Origin of the sequence: Paraburkholderia sp. CNPSo 3281 (assembly GCF_024206515.1) — a bacterium.
Lineage (GTDB): Bacteria > Pseudomonadota > Gammaproteobacteria > Burkholderiales > Burkholderiaceae > Paraburkholderia > Paraburkholderia nodosa.
The window spans coordinates 1-21423 of the sequence record NZ_JAMBPS010000065.1; the positions used below are offsets into that span (position 1 = coordinate 1).

General features: G+C 66.4%; 15 protein-coding genes and 1 pseudogene. 9 read left to right on the top strand and 7 right to left on the bottom strand.

The genetic code is table 11. From position 1 onward, the window contains the following. Both M3I56_RS35225 and M3I56_RS35230 read right to left on the bottom strand, forming a co-directional pair. A partial coding sequence (locus M3I56_RS35225; protein ID WP_254357916.1) for a LuxR family transcriptional regulator occupies positions 1–549 on the bottom strand: 549 nt, incomplete at its 3' end. A gap of 111 nt (positions 550–660) precedes the next feature. Continuing rightward, a pseudogene (locus M3I56_RS35230) lies at positions 661–1657 on the bottom strand (IS3 family transposase); the annotation flags it as partial. A gap of 396 nt (positions 1658–2053) precedes the next feature. Between M3I56_RS35230 and M3I56_RS35235 the strand changes: the two are divergent. The 5 genes from M3I56_RS35235 (at position 2054) to M3I56_RS35255 (ending at position 7131) form a co-directional block, all read left to right on the top strand. Continuing rightward, entirely contained in the window at positions 2054–2914 is an 861-nt protein-coding gene (locus M3I56_RS35235; protein WP_254357917.1) for a MurR/RpiR family transcriptional regulator, read from the top strand. A gap of 203 nt (positions 2915–3117) precedes the next feature. Next, positions 3118–4182 carry a C45 family peptidase gene (locus tag M3I56_RS35240; RefSeq protein WP_254357918.1) on the top strand — a complete coding sequence of 355 codons (1065 nt, stop codon included), beginning with the start codon at positions 3118–3120 and terminating at the stop codon, positions 4180–4182. A gap of 28 nt (positions 4183–4210) precedes the next feature. Further along, complete coding sequence (locus M3I56_RS35245; protein ID WP_254357919.1) at positions 4211–5557, top strand: aspartate aminotransferase family protein; 1347 nt, start codon at positions 4211–4213, stop codon at positions 5555–5557. Positions 5558–5655: 98 nt separating this feature from the next. Then, a complete protein-coding gene (locus tag M3I56_RS35250; protein WP_254357920.1) occupies positions 5656–6222 on the top strand; it encodes a carboxymuconolactone decarboxylase family protein in 567 nt (188 codons plus the stop codon). 621 nt (positions 6223–6843) lie between these two features. After that, on the top strand, positions 6844–7131 hold the full coding sequence (locus tag M3I56_RS35255; RefSeq protein WP_254357921.1) for a YodC family protein: 288 nt from the start codon (positions 6844–6846) through the stop codon (positions 7129–7131). 107 nt (positions 7132–7238) lie between these two features. Here the strand turns inward: M3I56_RS35255 and M3I56_RS35260 are convergent, their stop codons facing one another. Further along, the gene (locus M3I56_RS35260) at positions 7239–7871 is read right to left on the bottom strand and encodes a LysE family translocator (RefSeq protein WP_254357922.1); all 633 of its coding nucleotides are present in this window, start codon (positions 7869–7871) and stop codon (positions 7239–7241) included. Positions 7872–8072: 201 nt separating this feature from the next. Further along, entirely contained in the window at positions 8073–8393 is a 321-nt protein-coding gene (locus M3I56_RS35265; RefSeq protein ID WP_254357923.1) for a superinfection immunity protein, read from the bottom strand. A gap of 171 nt (positions 8394–8564) precedes the next feature. Here M3I56_RS35265 and M3I56_RS35270 point away from each other — a divergent pair, with 171 nt between their 5' ends. Then, positions 8565–10025 carry a M20 family metallopeptidase gene (locus M3I56_RS35270; RefSeq protein WP_254357924.1) on the top strand — a complete coding sequence of 487 codons (1461 nt, stop codon included), beginning with the start codon at positions 8565–8567 and terminating at the stop codon, positions 10023–10025. Between the two features lie 15 nt (positions 10026–10040). Here M3I56_RS35270 and M3I56_RS35275 read toward each other — a convergent pair whose 3' ends face one another. Further along, entirely contained in the window at positions 10041–10526 is a 486-nt protein-coding gene (locus M3I56_RS35275) for a Cd(II)/Pb(II)-responsive transcriptional regulator (protein WP_254357925.1), read from the bottom strand. 151 nt (positions 10527–10677) lie between these two features. On the opposite strand from M3I56_RS35275, the gene M3I56_RS35280 reads away from it, so the two are divergent. Next, a complete protein-coding gene (locus tag M3I56_RS35280) occupies positions 10678–13149 on the top strand; it encodes a heavy metal translocating P-type ATPase (protein ID WP_375541847.1) in 2472 nt (823 codons plus the stop codon). A 33-nt stretch (positions 13150–13182) separates the two neighbouring features. Here the strand turns inward: M3I56_RS35280 and M3I56_RS35285 are convergent, their stop codons facing one another. After that, positions 13183–17778: a DEAD/DEAH box helicase gene (locus tag M3I56_RS35285; protein WP_254357927.1), complete on the bottom strand. Its 4596-nt coding sequence runs from the start codon at positions 17776–17778 to the stop codon at positions 13183–13185. Positions 17779–18019: 241 nt separating this feature from the next. On the opposite strand from M3I56_RS35285, the gene M3I56_RS35290 reads away from it, so the two are divergent. Continuing rightward, a complete protein-coding gene (locus M3I56_RS35290; RefSeq protein WP_254357928.1) occupies positions 18020–19072 on the top strand; it encodes an aldo/keto reductase in 1053 nt (350 codons plus the stop codon). Between the two features lie 95 nt (positions 19073–19167). On the opposite strand, the gene M3I56_RS35295 is transcribed toward M3I56_RS35290, so the two are convergent. After that, entirely contained in the window at positions 19168–19515 is a 348-nt protein-coding gene (locus M3I56_RS35295) for a BON domain-containing protein (protein ID WP_254357929.1), read from the bottom strand. A 338-nt stretch (positions 19516–19853) separates the two neighbouring features. On the opposite strand from M3I56_RS35295, the gene M3I56_RS35300 reads away from it, so the two are divergent. Beyond that, positions 19854–21386: an RNA polymerase factor sigma-54 gene (locus M3I56_RS35300; RefSeq protein WP_254357930.1), complete on the top strand. Its 1533-nt coding sequence runs from the start codon at positions 19854–19856 to the stop codon at positions 21384–21386. Positions 21387–21423: the final 37 nt, after the last annotated feature.

Consider the following 21423-nt stretch of genomic DNA (forward strand, 5'->3'; position numbering starts at 1 on the left):
CACGAAACCCAGACGCTCGAGATCCGGCGCAGAGAATCGGGGTGCCCGCACATCGCGAAACACGAAGAGATGAATCCGCACATCGTCATTGAGCGAGCAACGCACCTGGATGCTGTCGCCGTGGCCGACTTCGAGGTAGTGGCGCCGATAGTGCTCACCTTCAAACCATTCGGCGGGCATCGCCTCGAAGAGCAGGTTGGCGCAGAACGGCTCGTTCCCTGAGGCGGCCACGACATGTGACGAGTCGACGTGGCCGGACCAGAGCGTGTCGTACTGCTCCTGCACGGAAGCGACCATCGCCGGTACCGGATGCAGAAGCCGAACCAGTCGTGGACGCCAGCCGAACAAGGGATCCTTTGGCGCGAGCGAAGGCAATCGCACAACAACGGCCCAGAGCGCATTCTGTGCTTTGACCATGGCACAGAGCTTGGTTAGCAGATGGGACAGCGCGACATCGCCATCACCTGCTGAGAACTCGGCCAGCCGATCCCAGAGTGCATAGACGTCATCTTGCACCGGTGGATTGGTGGAATCCGCGAATGGAAGCATGTCATCCTCAAGAAAAATGTGCGGATCACCGATCTTCGGTGAGCATGAGGGTATCACCTTTTTAGGTAGTACTGAGGTTCCCTCGGTATTTCGCCTTCCATAAGCCTCTGGTTACGCGGCCGCATCCTTGGTCTGCTGAGCTTTGATCCAGTCTTGCAGGAACTGAACCGGCGATACAAAGCCGAGCGACGAATGACGACGACTGCGGTTATAAAACACTTCGATGTATTCGAACAGGTCCGCCATCGCTTCCTGATGGTTGCGGTATCTCGTAGCATGCACCCGTTCGTTCTTCAGGCTGTTGAAGAAGCTCTCCGTCGGGGCGTTGCCCCAACAATTTCCTTTGCGACTCATCGAGCAGCGCATGCCATATTGCGCCAGCTTGCGTTGGAAGTCGTCGCTGGCATATTGCTACCCCTGTCCGAATGATGCAGCGCGCCGGGCTCGGGCCGGCGTCGGAACCATGTCATCGTCAGCGCATCGGTCACGATGTCAGTCGTCATGCGCGGCTTGATCGACCAGCCGACGACTTCCCGATTGAACAGGTCCAGCACGATCGCCAGATACAGCCAGCCCTCATCGGTCCAGATGTACGTGATGTCCGACGTATAGACCTGATTCGGCGCTGTCGGCGTGAAGTTGCGCCCCAGCAGATTTTCCGCAACCGGCAGCTTGTGCTTCGAGTCCGTCGTGACACGGTAACGTCGTTTGTGCCGAGCGCGGATGCCATTCTCGCGCATGAGCCGCCCAACCCGCTCCTTGCTGGCCGGAAAGCCGCGTGCGCGAACTTCCTCGGTCATCCGTGGGGAGCCATAGGCGCCCTTGACCTCGGCGTGGATAGACCGGATCAGAGCGAGCAACTGGGCCTCTGTGAGGCGCGGGCGCCCGCGCGTGCCGCCGCGCTTCCACGCCCGATAGCCATTCAGACTGACCGACAGGACCCCGCACAGCGCCGACAGCGGATAGTGCCGGCGATGCGAATCAATCCAGGCGTACTTCACAGGAGGTCCTTCGCGAAGAACGCCGCCGCTTTTTTTGCGATTTCAAGTTCCATCTGCAGACGCTTGTTCTCCGCCCGCAGGCGTGAGAGTTCCATCTGGTGACTTGTCTTTGCCCTGTTCAGGATTTGTTGTGCCGTGTATTGGATGGACGTAAAACTGGCAATTTTTTAGAGCCAGAATCTGCGTCGCTTGGGCGTCTGCTTTTCCGGTAGTGCTCGTTCAAGCGTTCTTTCTTCCCAAACGGTGAGCCGCAGAGTTTTTCGACAATCCACCGAAAGCGCCCCTTTTCTCCCAAAGAGTGCAGATCAAGGCAAACCCTCATGGCGTAAGGAGTCGGACGGCGAGGGCGATTTTCCAGAACAGTTTTATTTGCGCAGAATCGCGAGAACAAGTTTGTTTGCCACAGAACAGGTTTCGTTTGCCAATCACCACATCTGTCCCGACTTGCAACATCCGGCAACACCAGTGGTAACATTTGTTGTCACCCACTGCCCGAGCGACGCATGCCAGACAGTTTCGACCAGCTCGCCGCGTTGATCCGCGCGCGCTTCTCCGACTTGAGCCCGCAGTTCCAGACCGGCGCTGCCTTCCTGCTCGACCATCCCGACGAAGTGGCCGTTTCGTCCATGCGCAAAGTGGCCGAGCGCGCCCGTGTGCAACCCGCTTCGCTTGTGCGGCTTTCCCAGCAATTGGGCTTTCCGGGCTGGAACGAGCTGCGGGACCTGTTCGTCGCGCGTGTGCGCACGCGGCCGGAGCCGCTTTCCTCGCGGGCTCGCTCACTCGTGGCGGGCAATGCGAAGGACGGTCTTGCACGCAACCTGCTCGTGGCGCAACAGCACAATCTGGAGGCGAGCGCCGCGCATAACACACGTTCGATGGTCGAGGCGGCGCGCGTATTGCGCCGCGCGAAGCATGTGCACGTGGCAGGCTTTCGCTCGTGCTATGCGGTGGCGTTCGGGCTCGTTTACGGCTACCGGCTGTTCCGGCCTTCGGTTTCCTTGCTGGGCGGCGAGGCGGGGACGCTGGAGATGCAGTTGCTCGGCATCGAGCGCGACAGCGCAACGATTGTTGTCAGCTTCGCACCGTATTCGGTCGAGGCGGTGCGCGTGGCCGAGGCCGCGCTCGCCAAAGGCAGCCGCCTGATCGCGATTACCGACAGCGCCGTCTCGCCCATCGCACTGAACGCCGACAAGGCGCTGATCTTCACGCACGAAAGTCCGTCGTTTTTCCCTTCGCTCGTCGCCGCGACGGCCTTGGCCGAGTCGCTCGTCGCCCATCTGCTGGCGCTCGAGGGCTCGGGCGCGATCGCGCAGCTCGAACAGGCCGAGCGTTCCCTGAACGCACGCGGCGCTTACATGCCCTGAGCGCCGCCCCGGCATTTCCGTGCCATTTCCCGCTTGTTTTTCCGCAGCCGGATGCCGTTGTGAGACGGCATCCGGTTTTGCATCATCCGTACCTATCTCATTTGTTGTAGTCTATATTGCAATTGACAACAGATGTTGTTGAGACGTATAAAGCGCACTATAGGAAGAGGTAGACCCATACCGGTAGCGAAGCGAGAAAACAGATGCAGGAACTTAAAACTATCCGCGTAGCCGGCTCGCCCGAGGCGATCGGCCGGCAGCTAGGCGCACATGTGAAGCCGTTCTTTGCCGCTTACATGGCGCAAAGCAGCGCCTGGCAGGCGGTGAGCCGCTGGCGCGGCAGTGCGTTCGCGCAGCAGTTGCGCGCCGCAGCCGTGCAGCATTTCCCGGCCTATGTCGCGGAAATCGACGCCATGGCGCAGGCGCTCGACTGGTCCGCGGACGACCTGTTCCTCTGGAATTGCCGCGGCGAACTGATCCACAACGCGCCGGACGGCTGCACGACGCTCGCGGTGCGCACGCCTGGCGCAGGCCTCATTGCGCACAACGAAGACGGCGACCCCTGGCTGCATGGCCGCTGCAGCGTGGTCGAGGTCGAACCCGACGGAAGGCCCGGTTTCGTGAGCTTCTACTATCCGGGCTCGCTGCCGGGGCATACCTTCGCGGCCACGCGCGCGGGACTTGCGCAAGCGATCAACAACGTGCGCATCCGCGAGCCGCACGTGGGCGTGCCGCGCATGATTCTCGCGCGCGCCGTGCTCGATTGCGCGACGCTGGGAGAAGCCCTCGCGCGGCTGCGCGACACGCCGCGCGCGAGCGGCTTCCACCACACGATCGGCGGGACCGACGAGGCGGGCGAGGTGCGTGTGGTTAGCGTCGAAGCGACCGCGCAGCGCGCTTCGGCGCGCGAAGTGAGCGCGCCCTCGGGCCACGCGAATCATCTCATCCACACGGGCTGCGAGCGTGAGGCGCAGATCGTCACCGATTCGTCGCGCGATCGCCAGACCCGTCTCGCCGAACTGTTGCCCGCGCTTGGCGCGCAGCCCGACGGCGCGGCGTTCGTGCAGGTGTTGCAGGATCGCGCGGGCGCAGGCCTGCCGATCTTCCGCGACGACCCGCGCGACCCCGACGACGAGAACACGCTCGCCACCGCCTGCATGCGCGTCGAGCCGCGCGGCGTGGCGTTCGACGTCTGGCAGGGCGGCGAGCGCGTGCTCGGCTGCTTTATCGATTCGAACGCGCGCCATGTGGACGGCGCGGCCCGCTAATCATGCACGGACTTCATCGAGGACACATATGACCAAGGTGTTTCACCGGATGCCGAAGCAAACCTTGCCCGTCGCGGTGGCAGGCGAAGGCATCGAAATCATCGATTCCACCGGCAAGCGCTACATCGACGCAAGCGGCGGCGCCGCTGTCTCATGCCTCGGCCACAGCAACCAGCGCGTAATCGAGGCGATCAAGCGTCAGGCGCAACAACTGCCGTACGCGCATACCTCGTTCTTCACGACCGAGGCCTCGGAGCAACTGGCCGATCACCTCATCGCCGCCGCGCCCAAGGGGCTCGACCATGTGTACTTCGTGTCGGGCGGTTCGGAGGCGATCGAAGCCGCGCTCAAACTCGCGCGCCAGTACTTCGTGGAGAAGGGCGAACTTACGCGCCGCCACTTCATCGCGCGCCGCCAGAGCTATCACGGCAACACGCTCGGCGCGCTCGCGATCGGCGGCAATGCGTGGCGCCGCGAGCCATTCCTGCCGATCCTGATCGAATCGCATCATGTGAGCCCGTGCTACGCGTACCGCGAGCGCAACGAGGGCGAAACCGACGAGGCCTACGCGCAGCGCCTTGCCGACGAACTCGAGCAGAAGATTCTCGAACTCGGCCCGCAGACGGTCGCGGCTTTCGTCGCCGAGACCGTGGTGGGCGCAACGGCCGGCGCGGTGCCGCCCGTGCGCGAGTACTTCCGCAAGATTCGCGCGGTGTGCGACCGCTACGGCGTGCTGCTGATCCTCGACGAGATCATGTCGGGCATGGGCCGTACCGGGTATCTGTTCGCCTGCGAGGAGGACGGCGTTGCGCCGGATCTGCTGACGATTGCGAAGGGCCTGGGCGCGGGCTACCAGCCGATCGGCGCGACGCTCGTGAGCCAGCGCATCTACGAGACGATCGTGGGCGGCAGCGGCTACTTCCAGCACGGCCATACTTATATCGGCCACGCCACGGCCTGCGCGGCTGCGCTCGAAGTGCAGCGCGTCATCGCGGAAGAGCAACTGCTCGACAACGTGCTCGCCCGCGGCGAGCAACTGCGCGCGCGTCTGCGCGAGCGGTATGCGCACCATCCGTACGTGGGCGACGTGCGCGGCCGCGGCCTGTTCGTGGCCGTCGAGCTGGTGAAGGACCGCGCCACGAAGGCGACCTTCGACCCGGCGCTCAAGCTGCACGCGGCGATCAAGCGCGAGGCGTTCGCGCGCGGCCTGATGGTCTATCCGATGGGCGGCACCGTGGACGGGCGCAACGGCGATCATGTGCTGCTCGCGCCGCCTTTCATTTGCACGGAGCAGAACATCGACACGATCGTCGAGCGGCTTGCCGCCGCGGTCGACGGCGCGCTCGACGCAACGGGCGGGGCGCGCCCGGCGTAAGCTTTGCCGTACGGATTGAAGTGCAACTAACTGTCCCCCCCTAGCGGCGGCCGCAAGCAGTCGGCGCGACCGGCCATGACCTCCAATGGAGACCATCGATGACGCAAAATCCGACCTCGCGGCTTCCCGCATTCGACGCTGCCCAGGCTTCGCCTGAACAGAAGGCGGTGCTGGACGAGATCCTTTCCGGTCCGCGCGGCAACCTCAACGGCCCGTTCCTCGGCTGGATCCACAGCCCGGAACTGGCGCAGCATGCGCAGCGCCTTGGCGCGTTTTGCCGCTACCAGACGGGCCTGTCGCTGCGCCTGTCCGAACTGGCGATCCTCGTCACGGCCGCGCGCTGGCAGGCGCAGGCCGAGTGGTACATCCACTATCCCATCGCGCTGAAGGCAGGCGTGCCCGAGGCGCTGGCCGAGCAGATCCGCACGGGCGCCACGCCCCAGTTCGACGAGCCCGACGACGCGCTGATCTACGCATTCACGACCGAGCTGTACGACTCGAAGCGTGTTTCCGATGCGACCTACGCGCGTGCCGTCGAGCGCTTTGGCCACGAAACCACGATCAACCTGGTCGGGTTGCTTGGCTACTACGCGTTCGTCGCAATGACGCTCAACGTCTTCGGCATGCGCGCCGAAGGCCAGACGACCTTGCCGTTTGCCGATTAAGCGCGGCCTGATCGCGCCCTGCACACGCGCCGCCCCATCCGGTTTTGCCGGATGGGTTTTTTTTGCACCGCACTGCAATTCCAATTAAGTGACAGCCGTATTTCAGCCGCATAAATTTTGAGGCCATCCGGTAAAACATGAGGATTTGCCCGCAGACGAACAGTTCACGTACGGCGCGAGCGAATTAATCGAACGGACGGTTTATTGGTGCGGAAAACGTTTCCACCTGCTCTGGCTGGGCTTACGGTTTCCGGCTGAAATCGTTAATGCAGTCGCCGTGTACCATGTTTATCGCCGCTGCATTGCGGTATTTTCTGGCGGCGGATTCGAAATAATATGACTGTTTCGTGGAGAACCTTGCCCGGTAGCTTTTGCCAGCCATGTACGGCTTTCCGCGTAAATTGTGCGGAGCGGGATTAAACGGTGCTTTCGCCGTGCGTCGAATAACAGGGTTTTCAGCAGGTTTAATGGAAACCACTTGCACGCATTAATTCGAGTTGATAGTCTTGCCAAACTTATTAATGACCGCCCCATTCTCATTATCGAAATGGGCGGTAGGGAGCCGGGGGTGCTAACCCGCCCGGTTTTTTTCTCTGTGCGACTTTTTTAACGGGGAACATCATGCTTGATACGACCATCGACGTAGCTGAAAAGCCGCTCGCTGCCATGGCCGGAATTGGCGACGTTGTCACCCTGAAATCGGGTGGTCCGCGCATGACCGTCATGTATGCCGGCCCGGTTGGCTTTGCCAGCGGTCACTGGCTGATCTGCCAGTGGTTCGACGAACACGGCGAACTGCGCCAGGACATGTTCGCTCAGGACATGGTACAGATCGAACCGCGCTCGATTCCCGCGGCATTCGTCAAGATGCGCAGCCCGGCTGGCGGAAGGGCCATCGGCGGGTTCTGAAGTAGAGCCAGACAGACCTGCGCACGCGCACACGCGTCGCAGGCGTGCCAGACAAGGACGAAGACGGACGAATTAGCGGCCGGGCCAGATGCGCCCGGCCGTTTGCTTTAGCGCTGGCCTTCGGCGGCGATACGCACGGCGAGTCCGGCCAGCACCGTACCCATGAGCCAGCGCTGAAGCTTGAGCCAGCCCGGCCGGTCGCCGAGAAACGTTGCAATCGTGCCCGCCGTCATCGCAACGGCGGCATTCACGCTGATCGATAGCGCGATCTGCACGCTGCCGAGCACGACGGACTGCGCGAGCACGTTGCCGTGATGCGGGTCGATGAACTGCGGCAGCAGCGACAAATACAGAATGGCGATTTTTGGATTCAGCAGGTTCGTGACGAACCCCATCAGAAAGAGCTTGCGCGGGCGGTCGGCGGGCAGCTCGCGCACCTGGAACGGCGAGCGGCCGCCGGGCTTCAGCGCTTGCCATGCGAGCCAGAACAGGTAGAGCGCGCCGCCCAGGCGCAGCGCGTCGTAGGCGAACGGCACGGCCATGAGCAACGCGGTAATGCCGAAGGCGGCGCACAGCATGTAGAACACGAAGCCGAGCGCGACCCCGCCCAGGGAAATCAGACCCGCCTTGCGGCCCTGGCAGATCGAGCGCGAGATCAGATAGATCATGTTGGGTCCGGGCGTGAGCGCCATGCCGAGTGCAACGGCGGCAAAGGCGAGCAGCGGGGCGGCGTGTGGCATGACGGGGCTCCGTGTTGAGGGTTGCTGTTAGGTGTGAGGATGACCTGGGAGGTGGGCGCAGGCCTGTACGCATGCGCCTCATACTGCGCGATCAAAACGGCGCGGCCAACGCAGCTTGATTCCCGGCGATTATTTCATGCGAGGGCCGCGCGTGCGCGCCATGGCCTGCAACGTTGGCCAAACGGATAAGCCGCGACGGCCTCAATGCGGGGAGCGCTTGCTCTCCGCGGAGCGGGTTTCGCGCGCCTGGACCCGATCGTCGAGCCGGCGCGAGAAGAGCTGCATGCCCAGCCGGCGGTTGCGGACCCTGGTCTGGCCGCCGAGATCCTTCGGCGGATTCGGTTGCAGCGCCCAGAAGAACGCCAGCAGCCAGCCGAGCAGCGTCCAGCCGAGCACGGCATTGAAGAGGGCGATGACCAGCAGGTCGTGACGCTGGCGCCTGTCGGCGATCAGCGCTGGGAGAAAGTAGAGCGCGACCACCGCTGCGAGAACGACGATCTCGAAGACGGAACGGCTCACCATATTTCCATTCTCCAGAAAAAAGGGCGGATATGCCCGATTCATCATTGTCGCGCGGATTGACCCAGAGCGCACGCCATGCCCTGGCCGAACGGCCAGCAACGGGCGTGAGGGGTGTCGGCGGGCGGGGGTTCGGGTCTATCATCGGTTTTTTCATCGCTGGGAACCCACACCATGATCTCCGACCCGTCCGAGGCCACCCGCCAACTCGACCATGACGAATTGCGCGCCTTCGTCGAACGTAAATGGCATGACGAGATCGTGCCTGCGTTGACCGACTACATCGCGGTGCCCGCCAAGAGTCCGGCATTCGACCCGCAGTGGGCGCAGCACGGCTATCTCGAGCGCGTCGTGCAGGACGCCGCGAAGTGGGCGGAGCAGCAGCCGGTGCGCGGCCTGAAGCTGGAGATCGTGCGCCTGCCCAATCGCACGCCGGTGATTTTCTTCGAGGTGCCCGCCACGCGCTCGGGTAGCAGCGAGACGGTCGTGCTCTACGGCCACCTCGACAAGCAGCCTGAATTCGCTGGCTGGCGCAACGACCTGGGCCCCTGGACGCCGAAGCTCGAAGACGGCCGCCTCTACGGTCGCGGCGGCGCTGACGACGGCTACGCGATCTACGCGAGCGTCACGGCGCTCGCCGCGCTCGACGCGCAAGGCATCGAGCGTCCGCGCTGCGTGGGTCTCATCGAAACCTGCGAGGAGTCGGGCAGCTATGACCTGCTGCCTTATGTCGATGCGCTGCGCGAGCGGCTCGGCAACGTCGGTCTCGTCGTTTGCCTCGATTCGGGTGCGGGCAATTACGACCAGTTGTGGCTGACCACGTCGCTGCGCGGGCTCGTGGCGGGCGACCTCGAAGTCGAAGTGCTCGAGGAGGGCATTCACTCGGGCTCTTACGGAGGCATTGCGCCGTCCAGCTTCCGCGTGATGCGGCAGCTCTTCGAGCGTCTCGAAGACGCCGCGAGCGGCACGCTGCTGCCCAAGGGTTTCCATTGCGCGATTCCTTCGCAGCGCCTGAGCGAAGCCGAGGCCACGGCGAAGATCCTTGGCGAAAACGTCTGGAAGAGCCTGCCTTGGGCATGTGGCCAGGACGGCCGGCGCGTGCTGCCCACCACCACGGATCCGCAGCAGGCGCTGCTCGATTCCACGTGGCGGCCCTCGCTTTCGGTCACGGGCGCGGCGGGCCTGCCCGCACTCGCCGACGCCGGCAACGTGCTGCGGCCGCGCACGGCGTTCAAGCTCTCCCTGCGCTTGCCGCCGCTAGTCGAGGCTTCGAAGGCCGTAGCCGAACTGAAGGCGCTGCTCGAACTCGATCCGCCGTATAACGCGAAGGTCACCTTCAAGCCGGACGCCGGCGCGGCCAACGGGTGGAGCGCGCCGGAACTCGCGCCTTGGCTCACCGAAGCGCTCAACGCCGCCTCGCGCACGCATTTCGGCGCGGACTGCGCTTATCTCGGCCAGGGCGGCACGATCCCGCTGATGAACGTGCTGCAGGCAGGGTTTCCCAAGTCGCAATTCATGGTGTGCGGCGTGCTCGGTCCGAAGTCCAACGCGCACGGCCCGAACGAGTTCCTGCATGTTCCCTATGCGAAGAAGCTGACGGCAACGGTGGCCGAAGTGATCGCCGCCGCGCCTTGAGTTGTCCTTGAGTGGCTAGTGGCGGTGAGGGGCGGGCGCGCCGTCTGCGGGCGGCGCGTCCTGTGCGGCGTGCCCGTCGCCATGGCATGAGCAGCTTTCGTCGTCGATGGGCTGTTCGAGGCTCTTCATGATCCCGCACTCCGCGCTGCTGCTCTGATGGGCATGGCAGCTCTCGCGCAGCGTGCGTAATTGCTGCTCGAGTACGCGCATCGCTTCGATCTGCTGATGAATGCGCTCGATCTGGCTGTCGATCAGATCGTTGACTTCGTCGCAGGGCTGGCTCGGGTCGGCCTGGAAGCGGCGCAGCATGCGGATGTCGGTGAGCCCGATGCCCAGCGACCGGCAATGGCGGATAAAGTTGAGCTGCGCGGCGTGCACGGCCGTGTAGCTGCGGTAACCGTTGGTTTCGCGCGCGGGCTCGTCCAGCAGGCCTTCGCGCTCGTAAAAGCGCACCGTTTCGACATCGCAGTGCGCGCAGCGCGCCAGTTCACCGATTCGCATAGTCGCGGCTCTCCCAAATGACTTGACCCTGTAGTGGCTACAGGCTGTTCAATGATTGTGTCACTTTTGGGAGAAACCGGCTATGAACCAGAGCTACGTGTCGCGGCTCGGCATTGCGCAGCGCCTGTGCGCGCGCGATGAGGAACGGAAGATGGGCGGCGCTCACGGGTCTGGCGGCGTGGGTGGCGCGTGCGGCGGTCACGAGCATGAGCACGATCACGGCCTGGAACAAGGACACGCCGATGATCACGCCCATGACCATGACCACGATCACGATCGTGGACAAGCCCGGTCGAAAAGCCACGAGCACGCTCACAGCTGCTGTCACGGCGGCGCGGCGCACAGCACGCCGCCGCAAAGTCAGCGCAACACGGCCCCGGCGCCCGAAGGCACGCGCCGCGCGCGCTGGCGCATCGAAAACATGGATTGCCCGACTGAGGAGCGCCTGATCCGCAACCGGCTCGAGCCCATGCCGGGCGTCGTGCGCCTCGACTTCGACCTGCTCGCGCGCGAGTTGACCGTGCATCATCGGCTCGACGATACGCAGCCTGTCGTCGCCGCGCTGCACGCGCTCGACATGGCGCCGCGTGCGCTAGACGACCGCGCGTGCGCGCAAGCCGCCCCGCCTGCGTCTGTCGGTCTCGCGCTGGGCCAGAAGCTGCTGCTGGCGGTGAGCGGCGTGGCAGCCGCGGGCGCCGAGGTGCTCGCCTGGAGCACCGGCCGGGAAACCAGCCTGCCTGTACTCGCCTGCGCAATCATCTCGATTGCGTGCGCGGGTTTGCCCACGCTGCGCAAGGGCTGGATCGCGCTGCGCAACTTCACGATCAACATCTATTTCCTGATGTCGCTTGCGTTGATCGGCGCCGTTGCGATCGGCAAGTGGCCCGAAGCGGCAATGGTGGTCTTCCTGTTCGCGCTCGCAGAGGAAATCGAGGCGCTTTCGCTCGAACGCGCCCGTCAGGCGATCCGCGCGCTTACCGCGCTCGCGCCTGAAACCGCCGAAGTCTGGCAAGCCGGCGACGGCGCACCCGGGCAAGGCGAATGGCGCGAGTGCGCGGTGGGCGAAGCGGCCGTCGGCAGCCGGATTCGCGTGCGTACCGGCCAGCGCGTGCCGCTCGACGCGCGCGTGATCGCCGGCCGGGCCGCGCTCGATCAGGCGCCGATCACGGGCGAAAGCCTGCCTGTCGACAAGGAGACCGGCGCGGCGCTTTACGCGGGCAGCATCGTAGTCGATGGCGTGGTCGAGGCGCTCGTCACCGCGGCCGCGAAGGACAGCACGCTCGCGCGCATCGCCTCGGCGGTGCAGGAGGCGCAGGCGCAACGCGCGCCCACGCAGCGCTTCGTCGACCAGTTCGCGCGCTACTACACGCCGGCCGTGGTCGTGCTGGCCGTGGTGTTGGCGCTTGCCGGGCCGCTCGTGTTCGGTGGCGCGTGGAGTGCGTGGCTCTACAAGGCGCTCGTGCTGCTCGTGATCGCCTGCCCGTGCGCACTCGTCGTCTCGACGCCGGTGACGGTCGTGAGCGGCCTCGCCGCCGCCGCGCGCCACGGCATGCTCGTGAAGGGCGGCGTGTGGCTCGAACGCGGCCGGCTGCTCAAGGCCGTCGCGCTCGACAAGACCGGCACGCTCACGCGCGGCGAGCCTGTCCTGACCGATGCGCTCGCGGCGCCGGTTCGGGCGCTCGCCACCGTAGGGGAGTCCAGCGAAGCGCCGCTTTCGACGCAAGAAGCACTACGCATCGCCGCGAGCCTGGACGATGCAAGCACGCACCCCGTCGCCCGTGCGGTGGTTGAAGGCTGGCGGGCGCGTCAGCCGGAAGCGCGCCTGCTCGCGGTCGATCAGTTCGCGGTGCTGAACGGTCGCGGCGTGCAAGGCCGTATCGACGGCACGCTCTGGAGCCTCGGCAATCATCGTCTCGTGGAGGAGCTCGGTTTGTGCTCGCCCGAACTCGAAGCGCAACTGGCAGCGCTGGAACGGGTTGGCAAGACCGCGATCGTGCTGTGCGCGCCGCAGGGGGCCGTCGCCGTGTTCGCCGTGGCCGACGCGCTGCGTACGGAAAGCGCACCGGCCGTGCGGGCCTTGCGCGCGCTCGGCGTGACGCCCGTCATGCTGACCGGCGACAACGCGTCGACCGGGCGTGCGATCGCCGATCAACTCGGCATCGACGACGCGCGCGGCAATCTGCTGCCGCAGGACAAGCAGGACGCGATCGCCTCACTCTCGAAGCAGTACGGCATGGCTGCAATGGTCGGCGACGGCGTGAACGACGCGCCCGCGCTCGCGCGCGCCGACATCGGCTTCGCGATGGGCGCGGCGGGCACCGCGACCGCGCTCGAAACCGCCGACGTTGCGATCATGGACGACGATCCTCGCAAGATCGCCGCGTTCATTGGCCTCTCGCGCAAGACCGCGGGTGTGCTCAAGCAGAACATCGCGCTTGCGCTCGGCATCAAGGCCGTGTTTCTCGTGCTCGCGATGGCGGGCGCGGCCACGCTCTGGATGGCCGTGTTCGCCGACGTGGGTGCGAGCCTGCTCGTCGTGGCGAACGGTCTGCGCGTGCGCCGGCATTTCGACGGCACGCGCAGCGTGACGAAGCCTTCCGCGCACGCAGCACAACGCAACTAACAGCCAATCCCGCCCGCGCGCGCCCAGCGCGCCTCACCAGGGTTTGGCGAGCCGCGCGCGCAGTTCGGCGCGCGTGCTCTCGTCGAACTCGCCGAGAAACCCGAAGCGGCCGGCAATCAGGGTGGCGGCCGGCACGCCGTCACGGAACACGATGCGGTTGCCGGCGAGCGCGGGCACTTTCTCGCCGGGCAGCAGCGTGCCGACGAGATTGAGCGGATCGGCGGCGCTCACGCAAACGAGCGCGCCGCCTTCGCCTTGTGCCGCAGCGCGCCGCCGCACGTCGCGCAGCAGCGCCACGGCTTCGGGCAGCGCGAACTGTTCGCCCGAAATCCCGGTGACGAAGCGCCCGCCGCGCACCTCGCCGCGCGCCTCCATGCGATGCAGCACGCGCAGCAGATCGCGCCACGGCGGCAGCCACGCGGCCTCGCGTCCGAGCAGATGCCAACTGACCACGCCGTAACGGCGCAGCAGCACATTGGCGACGTGCTCCAGCAGATCCGGGTCGGCGGGCGGCCGGCGCGCGGCGCTGGCGGTCGTTTGCCTGGCACGCGCAAGCGCCTGCGAGCGCGAGGCTGCTGCTACGCCCGAATTCGGTACAGCCGACTCCGTCGCGACGAGCGCCGCTTCAGAGTCCAGATCCGCAAGCGGAGTGATCGACGCATCGGCCAACGCCTTGGCCAGCTCAACGCGCCGCAGCGTCGCCCAGCGTCCCGCGTCGGCCATGCCGCCCGCGAGCGGCCCGAAGCCGCGCGGCCGGCGTCTGCCGTGATGCGCGCTACGCTGCGCGGCCGGCTTCACGAGCGCACGCAGCCCGGCAAAGCTGTCTGCGTTGACGAGACCCGCCGCCACCAGTTCGCCAAGCGCATTTTCCAGCTCGACGCCGAGCAAGTGCGCATCGGCGGCGAGTTCGTCGAAGAACATCGCGCCGTGCCGCAGCAGCGCCTCGTAGACACGCTGCGCGCGCGCTGAAAGGCCGGCCGTGTCGGTCGTTTCGACGAGCGCCATCCAGCGCGCCAGCTCGCGGCGCGCGAGCAGCACGACCGGCGTGCTGCGTACCGTCGAAGCGGCCGCCGCGCGCGCGGGCAGCCGTGCCCAGGCGAGGCGCCCCGAGCGGCACAGCTCGTCGAGCAGCATGGGCGTGTAGTCGTCGATGCGCGCCGGCAGGATGTCGTCCTCCCACGCGAGCGCCGAGGCTTCCCAGCCTTCGAGCTGGTCGAGCACGGCGGCCAGCGCGTCGCGGCCCGAGCCGCGCGTGCCGGGCGCCACGCGTTGCCATTCGAACAGGAAGCGCATGAAGTCGTGACGCTCGACCGGCTCGATTTCGCGCCGCAGCTTGCGCACCGTGTAGCGGTGGATGCGCGCGAGCAGATGGCGTTCGCACCATTCCTCCTGGCCGCCGTTCATCGCTTGCGGCGTAAAGCGTCCGCGCATCACGGTGCCTTCGGTTTCGAGGCGCGTGAGCGCGAGCGCCGCCACGCTCGCCTCCAGCGCGAGCGGCCGCGCCACCTGCGCGACCGTGAGCGGTCCGAAGCCCGACAGGCGCGCACGCACGATCTCGACGAGCGCCGCGTCCTCGGTCCACGTCTCCGCGTATTCAGGCGGCGGCGTGAGCGGCGGCTCGCATCGCGCCTGCGGGTAGATGGCCTGGACGCACGCAAGCCGCTCGATGCCCACCCACAGCGCGTCGTGGTCGGCGACCGGCAGCCGCGTTGCGCGGCCCGCCGCCGCCAGACCGGCGAGCCATGCGAGCCACTGCGGCGCCTGCTGCGCCTCGCTTTCGGCCAGTGCGCCGAGGCTCGTGAGCGCGTCGTGCATTTCGTCGGCATCGCGCACTTGCGGCCAGGCTTCTTCACGCACGCTCGTGATCGCTTCGGGGTCCAGCGCGCCGAGATCGTCGGTGGATTCGGGGTCGCTCCAGCGGCGCGACAGCACGGCCTGGGTGCGGCGTTCTTCGATCGGGGCATCGTCGAGGAACGCATACGGGCGCGCGGTGAGGATTTCGGCCGCGAGGGGCGAGGGCGCGGGCAGTTCGCGCACCACGAGCTTCAGGTCGCCCGCCTCGATGCGCCGCAGCAGCGCAATCCATGCTTCGGTATCCATAGCATCGTGCAGGCAGTCGTCGAGCGTCTGATCGACGAGCGGATGGCGCGGCACTTCGCGCTCGCCCGCGATGTTTTCGACGCACGCCACCTGGTCGGGAAACACGGCTGCGAGCAGGTCTTCGCTGCGCATGCGCTGGATCTGCGGCGGCGTTTTGCGCCCGCTGGTCTGACGCGGCAGCGCGAGCGACGTGGTCGCATTCCAGCGCCAGCGCACGCCGAACAGTGGTGCGTCGAGCAGCGCCTGCACGAGCAGATGCTCTGCGGAATTCGAATGGAGATAGCGCCACACCTCGTCCAGCGCGAAGCTGTGCGCACCGGTGAGCGAGAGGATGATGGCGTCCTCGGTCGCGGCGGCCTGTAGCTCGAAGTTGAACTGGCGGCAAAAACGCTTGCGCAGCGCGAGACCCCACGCACGGTTCAGGCGGCTTCCGAACGGCGTGTGGATCACGAGCTGCGTGCCGCCGGCCTCGTCAAAAAAACGCTCCATGACGAGCGTGTCCTGGGTGGGCAGCACCGTGAGCGCGACGCGGGCGCGCGCAAGATATTCGACGATCTGGCGCGCGGCGGCATCATCGATCGCGAGCGAAGCGGCGAGCGCCACCGTGGCCCGATCGACCACGGCGGGCGATGCAGCGTCATCCGTCGCGCCAGCATTCGCGCTCGCGTCGATCAGCGCGGCTTCCACCTGCTTGCGCAGCCGCGAAATCGCGAACGAAAGCTCGTCGCTGCGGCCCGGCGCCTCGCCCAGCCAGAAAGGAATGTTGGGCGGCTGCCCCTGGGCGTCTTCCACGCGCACGCGGCCCGCCTCGATGCGCAGGATCCGGTACGAGGCGTTGCCGAGCTGGAACACGTCGCCCGCGAGGCTTTCGACGGCGAAGTCCTCGTTGACGGTGCCGATCTGCACGCCCTGCGGTTCGAGCAGCACCGAGTAGTCGGCGTTGTCGGGAATCGTGCCGCCCGACGTGAGCGCGACGAGCCGCGCGCCGCGCCGCGCGCGCAGCGTGTGGCTCACCACGTCGCGATGCAGGTAGGCGGCGCGCGGCCCGTGGCGGCTCGTGTAGCCCTCGGCGAGCATGCGCAGCACGGCATCGAACTGCGCGCGCTCGAGCGCCGCCCATGGCGTGGCGCGCCGCACGAGCGCGTAGAGCGCGTCTTCTTCCCAGGCCTCGCAGGCCACTTCCGCAACGATCTGCTGTGCGAGCACATCGAGCGGCGCTTGCGGCAGCGCGAGGCGATCGAGTTCACCGCGCCGCACGCTATCGAGCAGCGCCGCACATTCGATCAGGTCGTCGCGCGACGTGGGGAAGAGCCGTCCCTTCGGCACGCCGCCGACCTGGTGGCCCGAGCGCCCGACGCGCTGCAGGAAGGCCGCAATCGAGCGCGGCGAGCCGATCTGGCACACGAGATCGACGTCGCCGATATCGATGCCCAGTTCGAGCGACGCCGTCGCCACGAGCACGCGCAGATCGCCGCTCTTGAGCCGCTGCTCGGCGAGAAAACGATGCTCGCGCGCGAGGCTGCCGTGGTGCGCGGCCACGGCTTCGGTGCCCAGACGGTCGGTGAGGTGGCGCGCCACGCGCTCGGCCATGCGGCGCGTGTTGACGAACACGAGCGTCGTGCGGTGCATGGCGACGAGTTCGGCCATGCGGTCGTACACGCGCTCCCACACGTCGTTCGCCATCACGGCTTCGAGCGGCACGGGCGGCATTTCTATCGCAAGGTCGCGCGTGCGCGCATGGCCTACGTCGACGATCTCGCACGCGGGCGGCCTGGCGTTCGGATCCTGCGCGGCGTCGCCCATGCCCACCAGAAAGCGCGCGACGCTTTCGATCGGTTTTTGCGTGGCCGACAGCCCGATGCGCAGCAGGCGCGAGCCGCACAATGCGTCGAGCCGTTCGAGGCTCAGCGCGAGATGGCCGCCGCGCTTGTTGCCCGCGAGCGCGTGAATCTCGTCGACGATCACGCTGCGTGCGCTCGCCAGCATGCGGCGGCCCGATTCGGAGCCGAGCAGCACGTAGAGCGATTCGGGCGTCGTGACGAGAATGTGCGGTGCGCGTTTTCGCAGCGCGGCGCGCTCGGGCTGCGGCGTGTCGCCGGTGCGCACCGCGGTACGGATTTCGACCGGCGGCAAGCCAAGCCGCGCGAGTTCCTCGCCGATGCCTTCGAGCGGCCGTTCGAGATTGAGCCGGATGTCGTTGGAGAGCGCCTTGAGCGGCGACACGTAGACGACGAGCGTCGTGTCGGGTAGCGCGCCGCCATTCGCGAGGCCTTCGCGCACCAGTTCGTCGAGCGCGGCGAGAAAGGCGGTGAGCGTCTTGCCCGAGCCGGTCGGGGCGGCCACCAGCGTCGCGCGCCGGTTCGCGATAAGCGGCCATGCGGCGCGTTGCGCGGCAGTGGGCGCGTTGAAACTGCGCCGGAACCAGCCGGCCACGGCCGGATGGAAGCGCGCGAGCACGTCGCTTTGCTCGCCGTCCTGATTGGCGGCTTGAGGGGCGTGCGGATCGGATACGGGCGAAGGTGTGGTCATGCGGGCGGTGTGCGGCAGAAAAAGCGGCGGAGAAGGCGGCATTGCACGTCTGCCAGTCTCGCAGCTTTCGTGCGCGCCTGCCTGGCGCGGGGCGGGCCAGGTGCGGGCGTTGCAGGGCGTAAGCAGGAATGTACGGCCGCCTTGCGGCGTTTCAAGCCGTGGCGGCCGTTCGGCAGGCCCGGCGTGATCGCAGTATCCTCGCCGCGTTGGACTTTCCCTCGAACCACGACGGAGTCACACCATGCGTTACAACCCTCTGGGCCGCACCGGCCTGTTCGTTTCGGAACTCTGCCTCGGCACGATGACCTTCGGCGGCGGCGCTGGCATCTGGAACCAGATCGGCGATCTCCAGCAGTCCGACGCCGAACGGCTCGTTGGCCGCGCGCTGGACGCAGGCGTCAATTTCATCGATACCGCCGACGTCTACTCGCAAGGCGTTTCCGAGCAGATCACCGGCCTGGCGCTCAAGAACCTCAAGATCCCGCGCGAGCAGGTGGTGATCGCGACCAAGGTGTTCGGTGAAATGGGCTCGTCGCCGAACGAGCGCGGCGCCACGCGCTCTCACATCATGGACGGCGTGAAGGCGAGCTTGAAGCGCCTGCAGCTCGACCACATCGACCTCTATCAGATTCACGCCTTCGACCCCGTCACCCCGATCGAGGAAACGGTGCGCGCGCTCGATACGCTCGTGCAGCAGGGCCACGTGCGCTACGCCGGCGTTTCGAACTGGGCGGCCTGGCAGATCGTGAAGGCGCTCGGCATTGCGCAGCGCGAAGGGCTCGCGCGCTTCGAGTCGCTGCAGGCCTACTACACGATCGCAGGGCGCGATCTCGAACGCGAACTCGTGCCGATGCTGGAAAGCGAGGGGCTCGGACTGATGGTCTGGAGTCCGCTCGCGGGCGGGCTCCTGAGCGGCAAGTACGGGCGCGACCAGCAAGGCGAGGCGGGCAGCCGCCGCACGACCTTCGATTTTCCGCCCGTGAACCGCGAGCGCGCATGGGACTGTGTGGACGCGATGCGGCCGATCGCGCAGGCCAAAGGCGTGTCGGTCGCGCAGATCGCGCTCGCCTGGCTGCTGCATCAGAAGGCGGTGACATCGGTGATCATGGGCGCGAAACGCGTGGACCAGCTCGACGACAACATCGCGGCGACGAAAGTGAAGCTCAGTATCGAAGAGCTAGGCGTACTGGGCGAGGCGAGTGGGTTGCCCGCGGAGTATCCGGGCTGGATGCTCGCGCGTCAGGGCGAGCAGCGGCGCGCCCAGCTCAGGCAGGCGCGGCAGGACGAGGAATGAGGCAGGGATGAGGCTGGCAGGAGAAGCGCCGGCGGTGGAAGCCGCCGGCGCAGTCCGGCTCGAAACTGGCTCGATCCGGTGGCCCGGCGGATCGATCAGCTCGCCGCCGAGACCTTCAGATGGTTCTTCACCGAGCTCACGCCCGAAACGCCTTCCACGACCTGCTTCGCGTTGTCGCGGTCCGCGGCGCTCGGCACGGTGCCGGTGAGCGAGACCACGCCATTGCGCGTCTTCACGTGGATGTGCTCGGACTTCACGTTCTTCGCGCCGAGCAGTTCGGCCTTGACCTTGGTCGTGATGGTTGCGTCGTCAACGTGCTGGCCCATGGATTCCGAACTGCCCGCGGGCGCGGAACTGTTCGTCGTGGTCTGCGCACCGGCTATCAGTGCGAACGTCATGCAGGCGGCACCAGCCGCGGTCTTGAGGATCAGGATGCGCTTCATGGCTACTCCCTTTCTGGTTGTGGTCGCCGCTTCCTTCCGCAAGGTGCGTGCCTCGCCGCGTCCGTGCTCGCTTCCGCGCGCCGTTGAAAGCCTGCTGGAAGCGGCTGTAACCGCCCACTATGCGGGATCGCGGCCGCTTCACGCAGCCACGGTTTTCCCAACCGGCCCGCGCAACAATTTTTCCGCACCTTTGTAAAAATCTCCACGCAGGGGTCGGAAAAGAGACTCGCAAAGCCTATGTTGCAAGCGCCGATCCCGTTTCAAAACAGGACGTTGTAAAAACTGGCATGGCTGTTGCATGAGGGGGCTACCACTCAATTCAACAAAACGGGATTGCCATGCCTTCCATCGCGTTACACGCGCGCCAGCATCTGGCGCTCACGCCGCGTCTTCAGCAGGCGGTGAGGCTGCTGCAACTGTCATCGCTCGAATTCCAGCAGGAGCTGCGCGAGGCGCTCGACACCAATCCGTTCCTCGAATATGTTGCGCCGGCCTCGGAGACCGGCGAGGCCGCCGAAGCGGCCGACGGCGCGGCGGGCATCGGCTCCGCGGCGGCACCCGCGGCCGAAGCCCCCGCCATGGCGACGGAAGGCGCCGGCGAGTCTGGCCTCGATGCCGGCATGGAGCAGGAAACGTCCCCCTACGCCGAGACCTCGTACGCCGAGGCCAGCTATAGCGACGAAGGTTCGGGCTACACCGCCGAGATGCCAACGCCTGGCGCGTTGCGCACATCGAGCTATCGCGGCGGCGAGGACGGCGATTCCGAGGCCTCCGACTGGGTGCGCGTGCCGCTCACGCTGCGCGAGCAGTTGCATGACGCGCTGCGCCTCTCGCCGCTCGACGACCTTGACCGGATCGCCACGCAGATCGTGATCGAGGCGCTCGACGACGACGGCTACCTGCGCCAGGACCTCGCCGATCTCGCCGACGTAGAGGGTGCGGGCGACACGCTCGACGAGGACCGTCTGCGTGTGGCGCTGCGCGTGGTGCAGACGCTCGATCGCCCTGGCATCGGTGCGCGTTCGCTCTCCGAATGCCTCGCGCTTCAGCTCAATGCGATGCCTGACGACACCCCGCATCGCGAACTGGCCATGCAGATCGTCTCGCATCATCTCGAACGCCTCGCGCGCCGCGAGCATGGGGAGCTGCAGCGCCAGCTCGGCTGCGACGCCGCCTCGCTGCAGGCCGCGAGTGCGCTCGTGCGCCGCCTCGATCCGAAGCCGGGCAACCACTATGGGCGTGCGGACGGCGGCTATGTCATTCCGGACGTGATCGTGCGGCAGGTGCGCGGCAAATGGGTGGTAAGCGTGAACCCGGCCATCGAGCCGCGGGCGCGCATTCATAAACTCTATGCGGAGATGTTCGCGCGCTCGGATCAGACGAGCCGCTCGCCGCTCGCCCAACAGCTGCAGGAAGCGCGCTGGCTGATCCGCAACGCGCACAAGCGCTGCGAGACGATCCTGCGCGTGGGCGAGTGCATCGTCGCGCGTCAGAAGGCGTTTTTCCAGTACGGCGAAATCGCCCTGCGGCCCATGCTGCTGCGCGACGTCGCCGACGAACTGGGCTTGCACGAGTCGACCGTCTCGCGCGCCACGGGCAACAAGTACATGGCCACGCCGCGGGGCATCTTCGAGTTCAAGCGCTTCTTCCCGCGCGAGCTGGAGACGCGCACGGGCGGCACGTGCTCGGCGGCTGCGGTGCGCGCGCTCATCAAGGAAATGATCGACGCCGAAGATCCGCGCGACCCGCTTTCCGATGTCATCCTCACGCAGGAACTCGAAAAGCAGGGCGTGCAGGTTGCGCGCCGCACGGTCACGAAGTATCGGCAGATGATGAAGCTGCCGGCGGCGGAAATGCGCCGGCAGATTTGAGGCGCGGTGTTTCGGTTCCGTGCCAGAAGACGGGGGG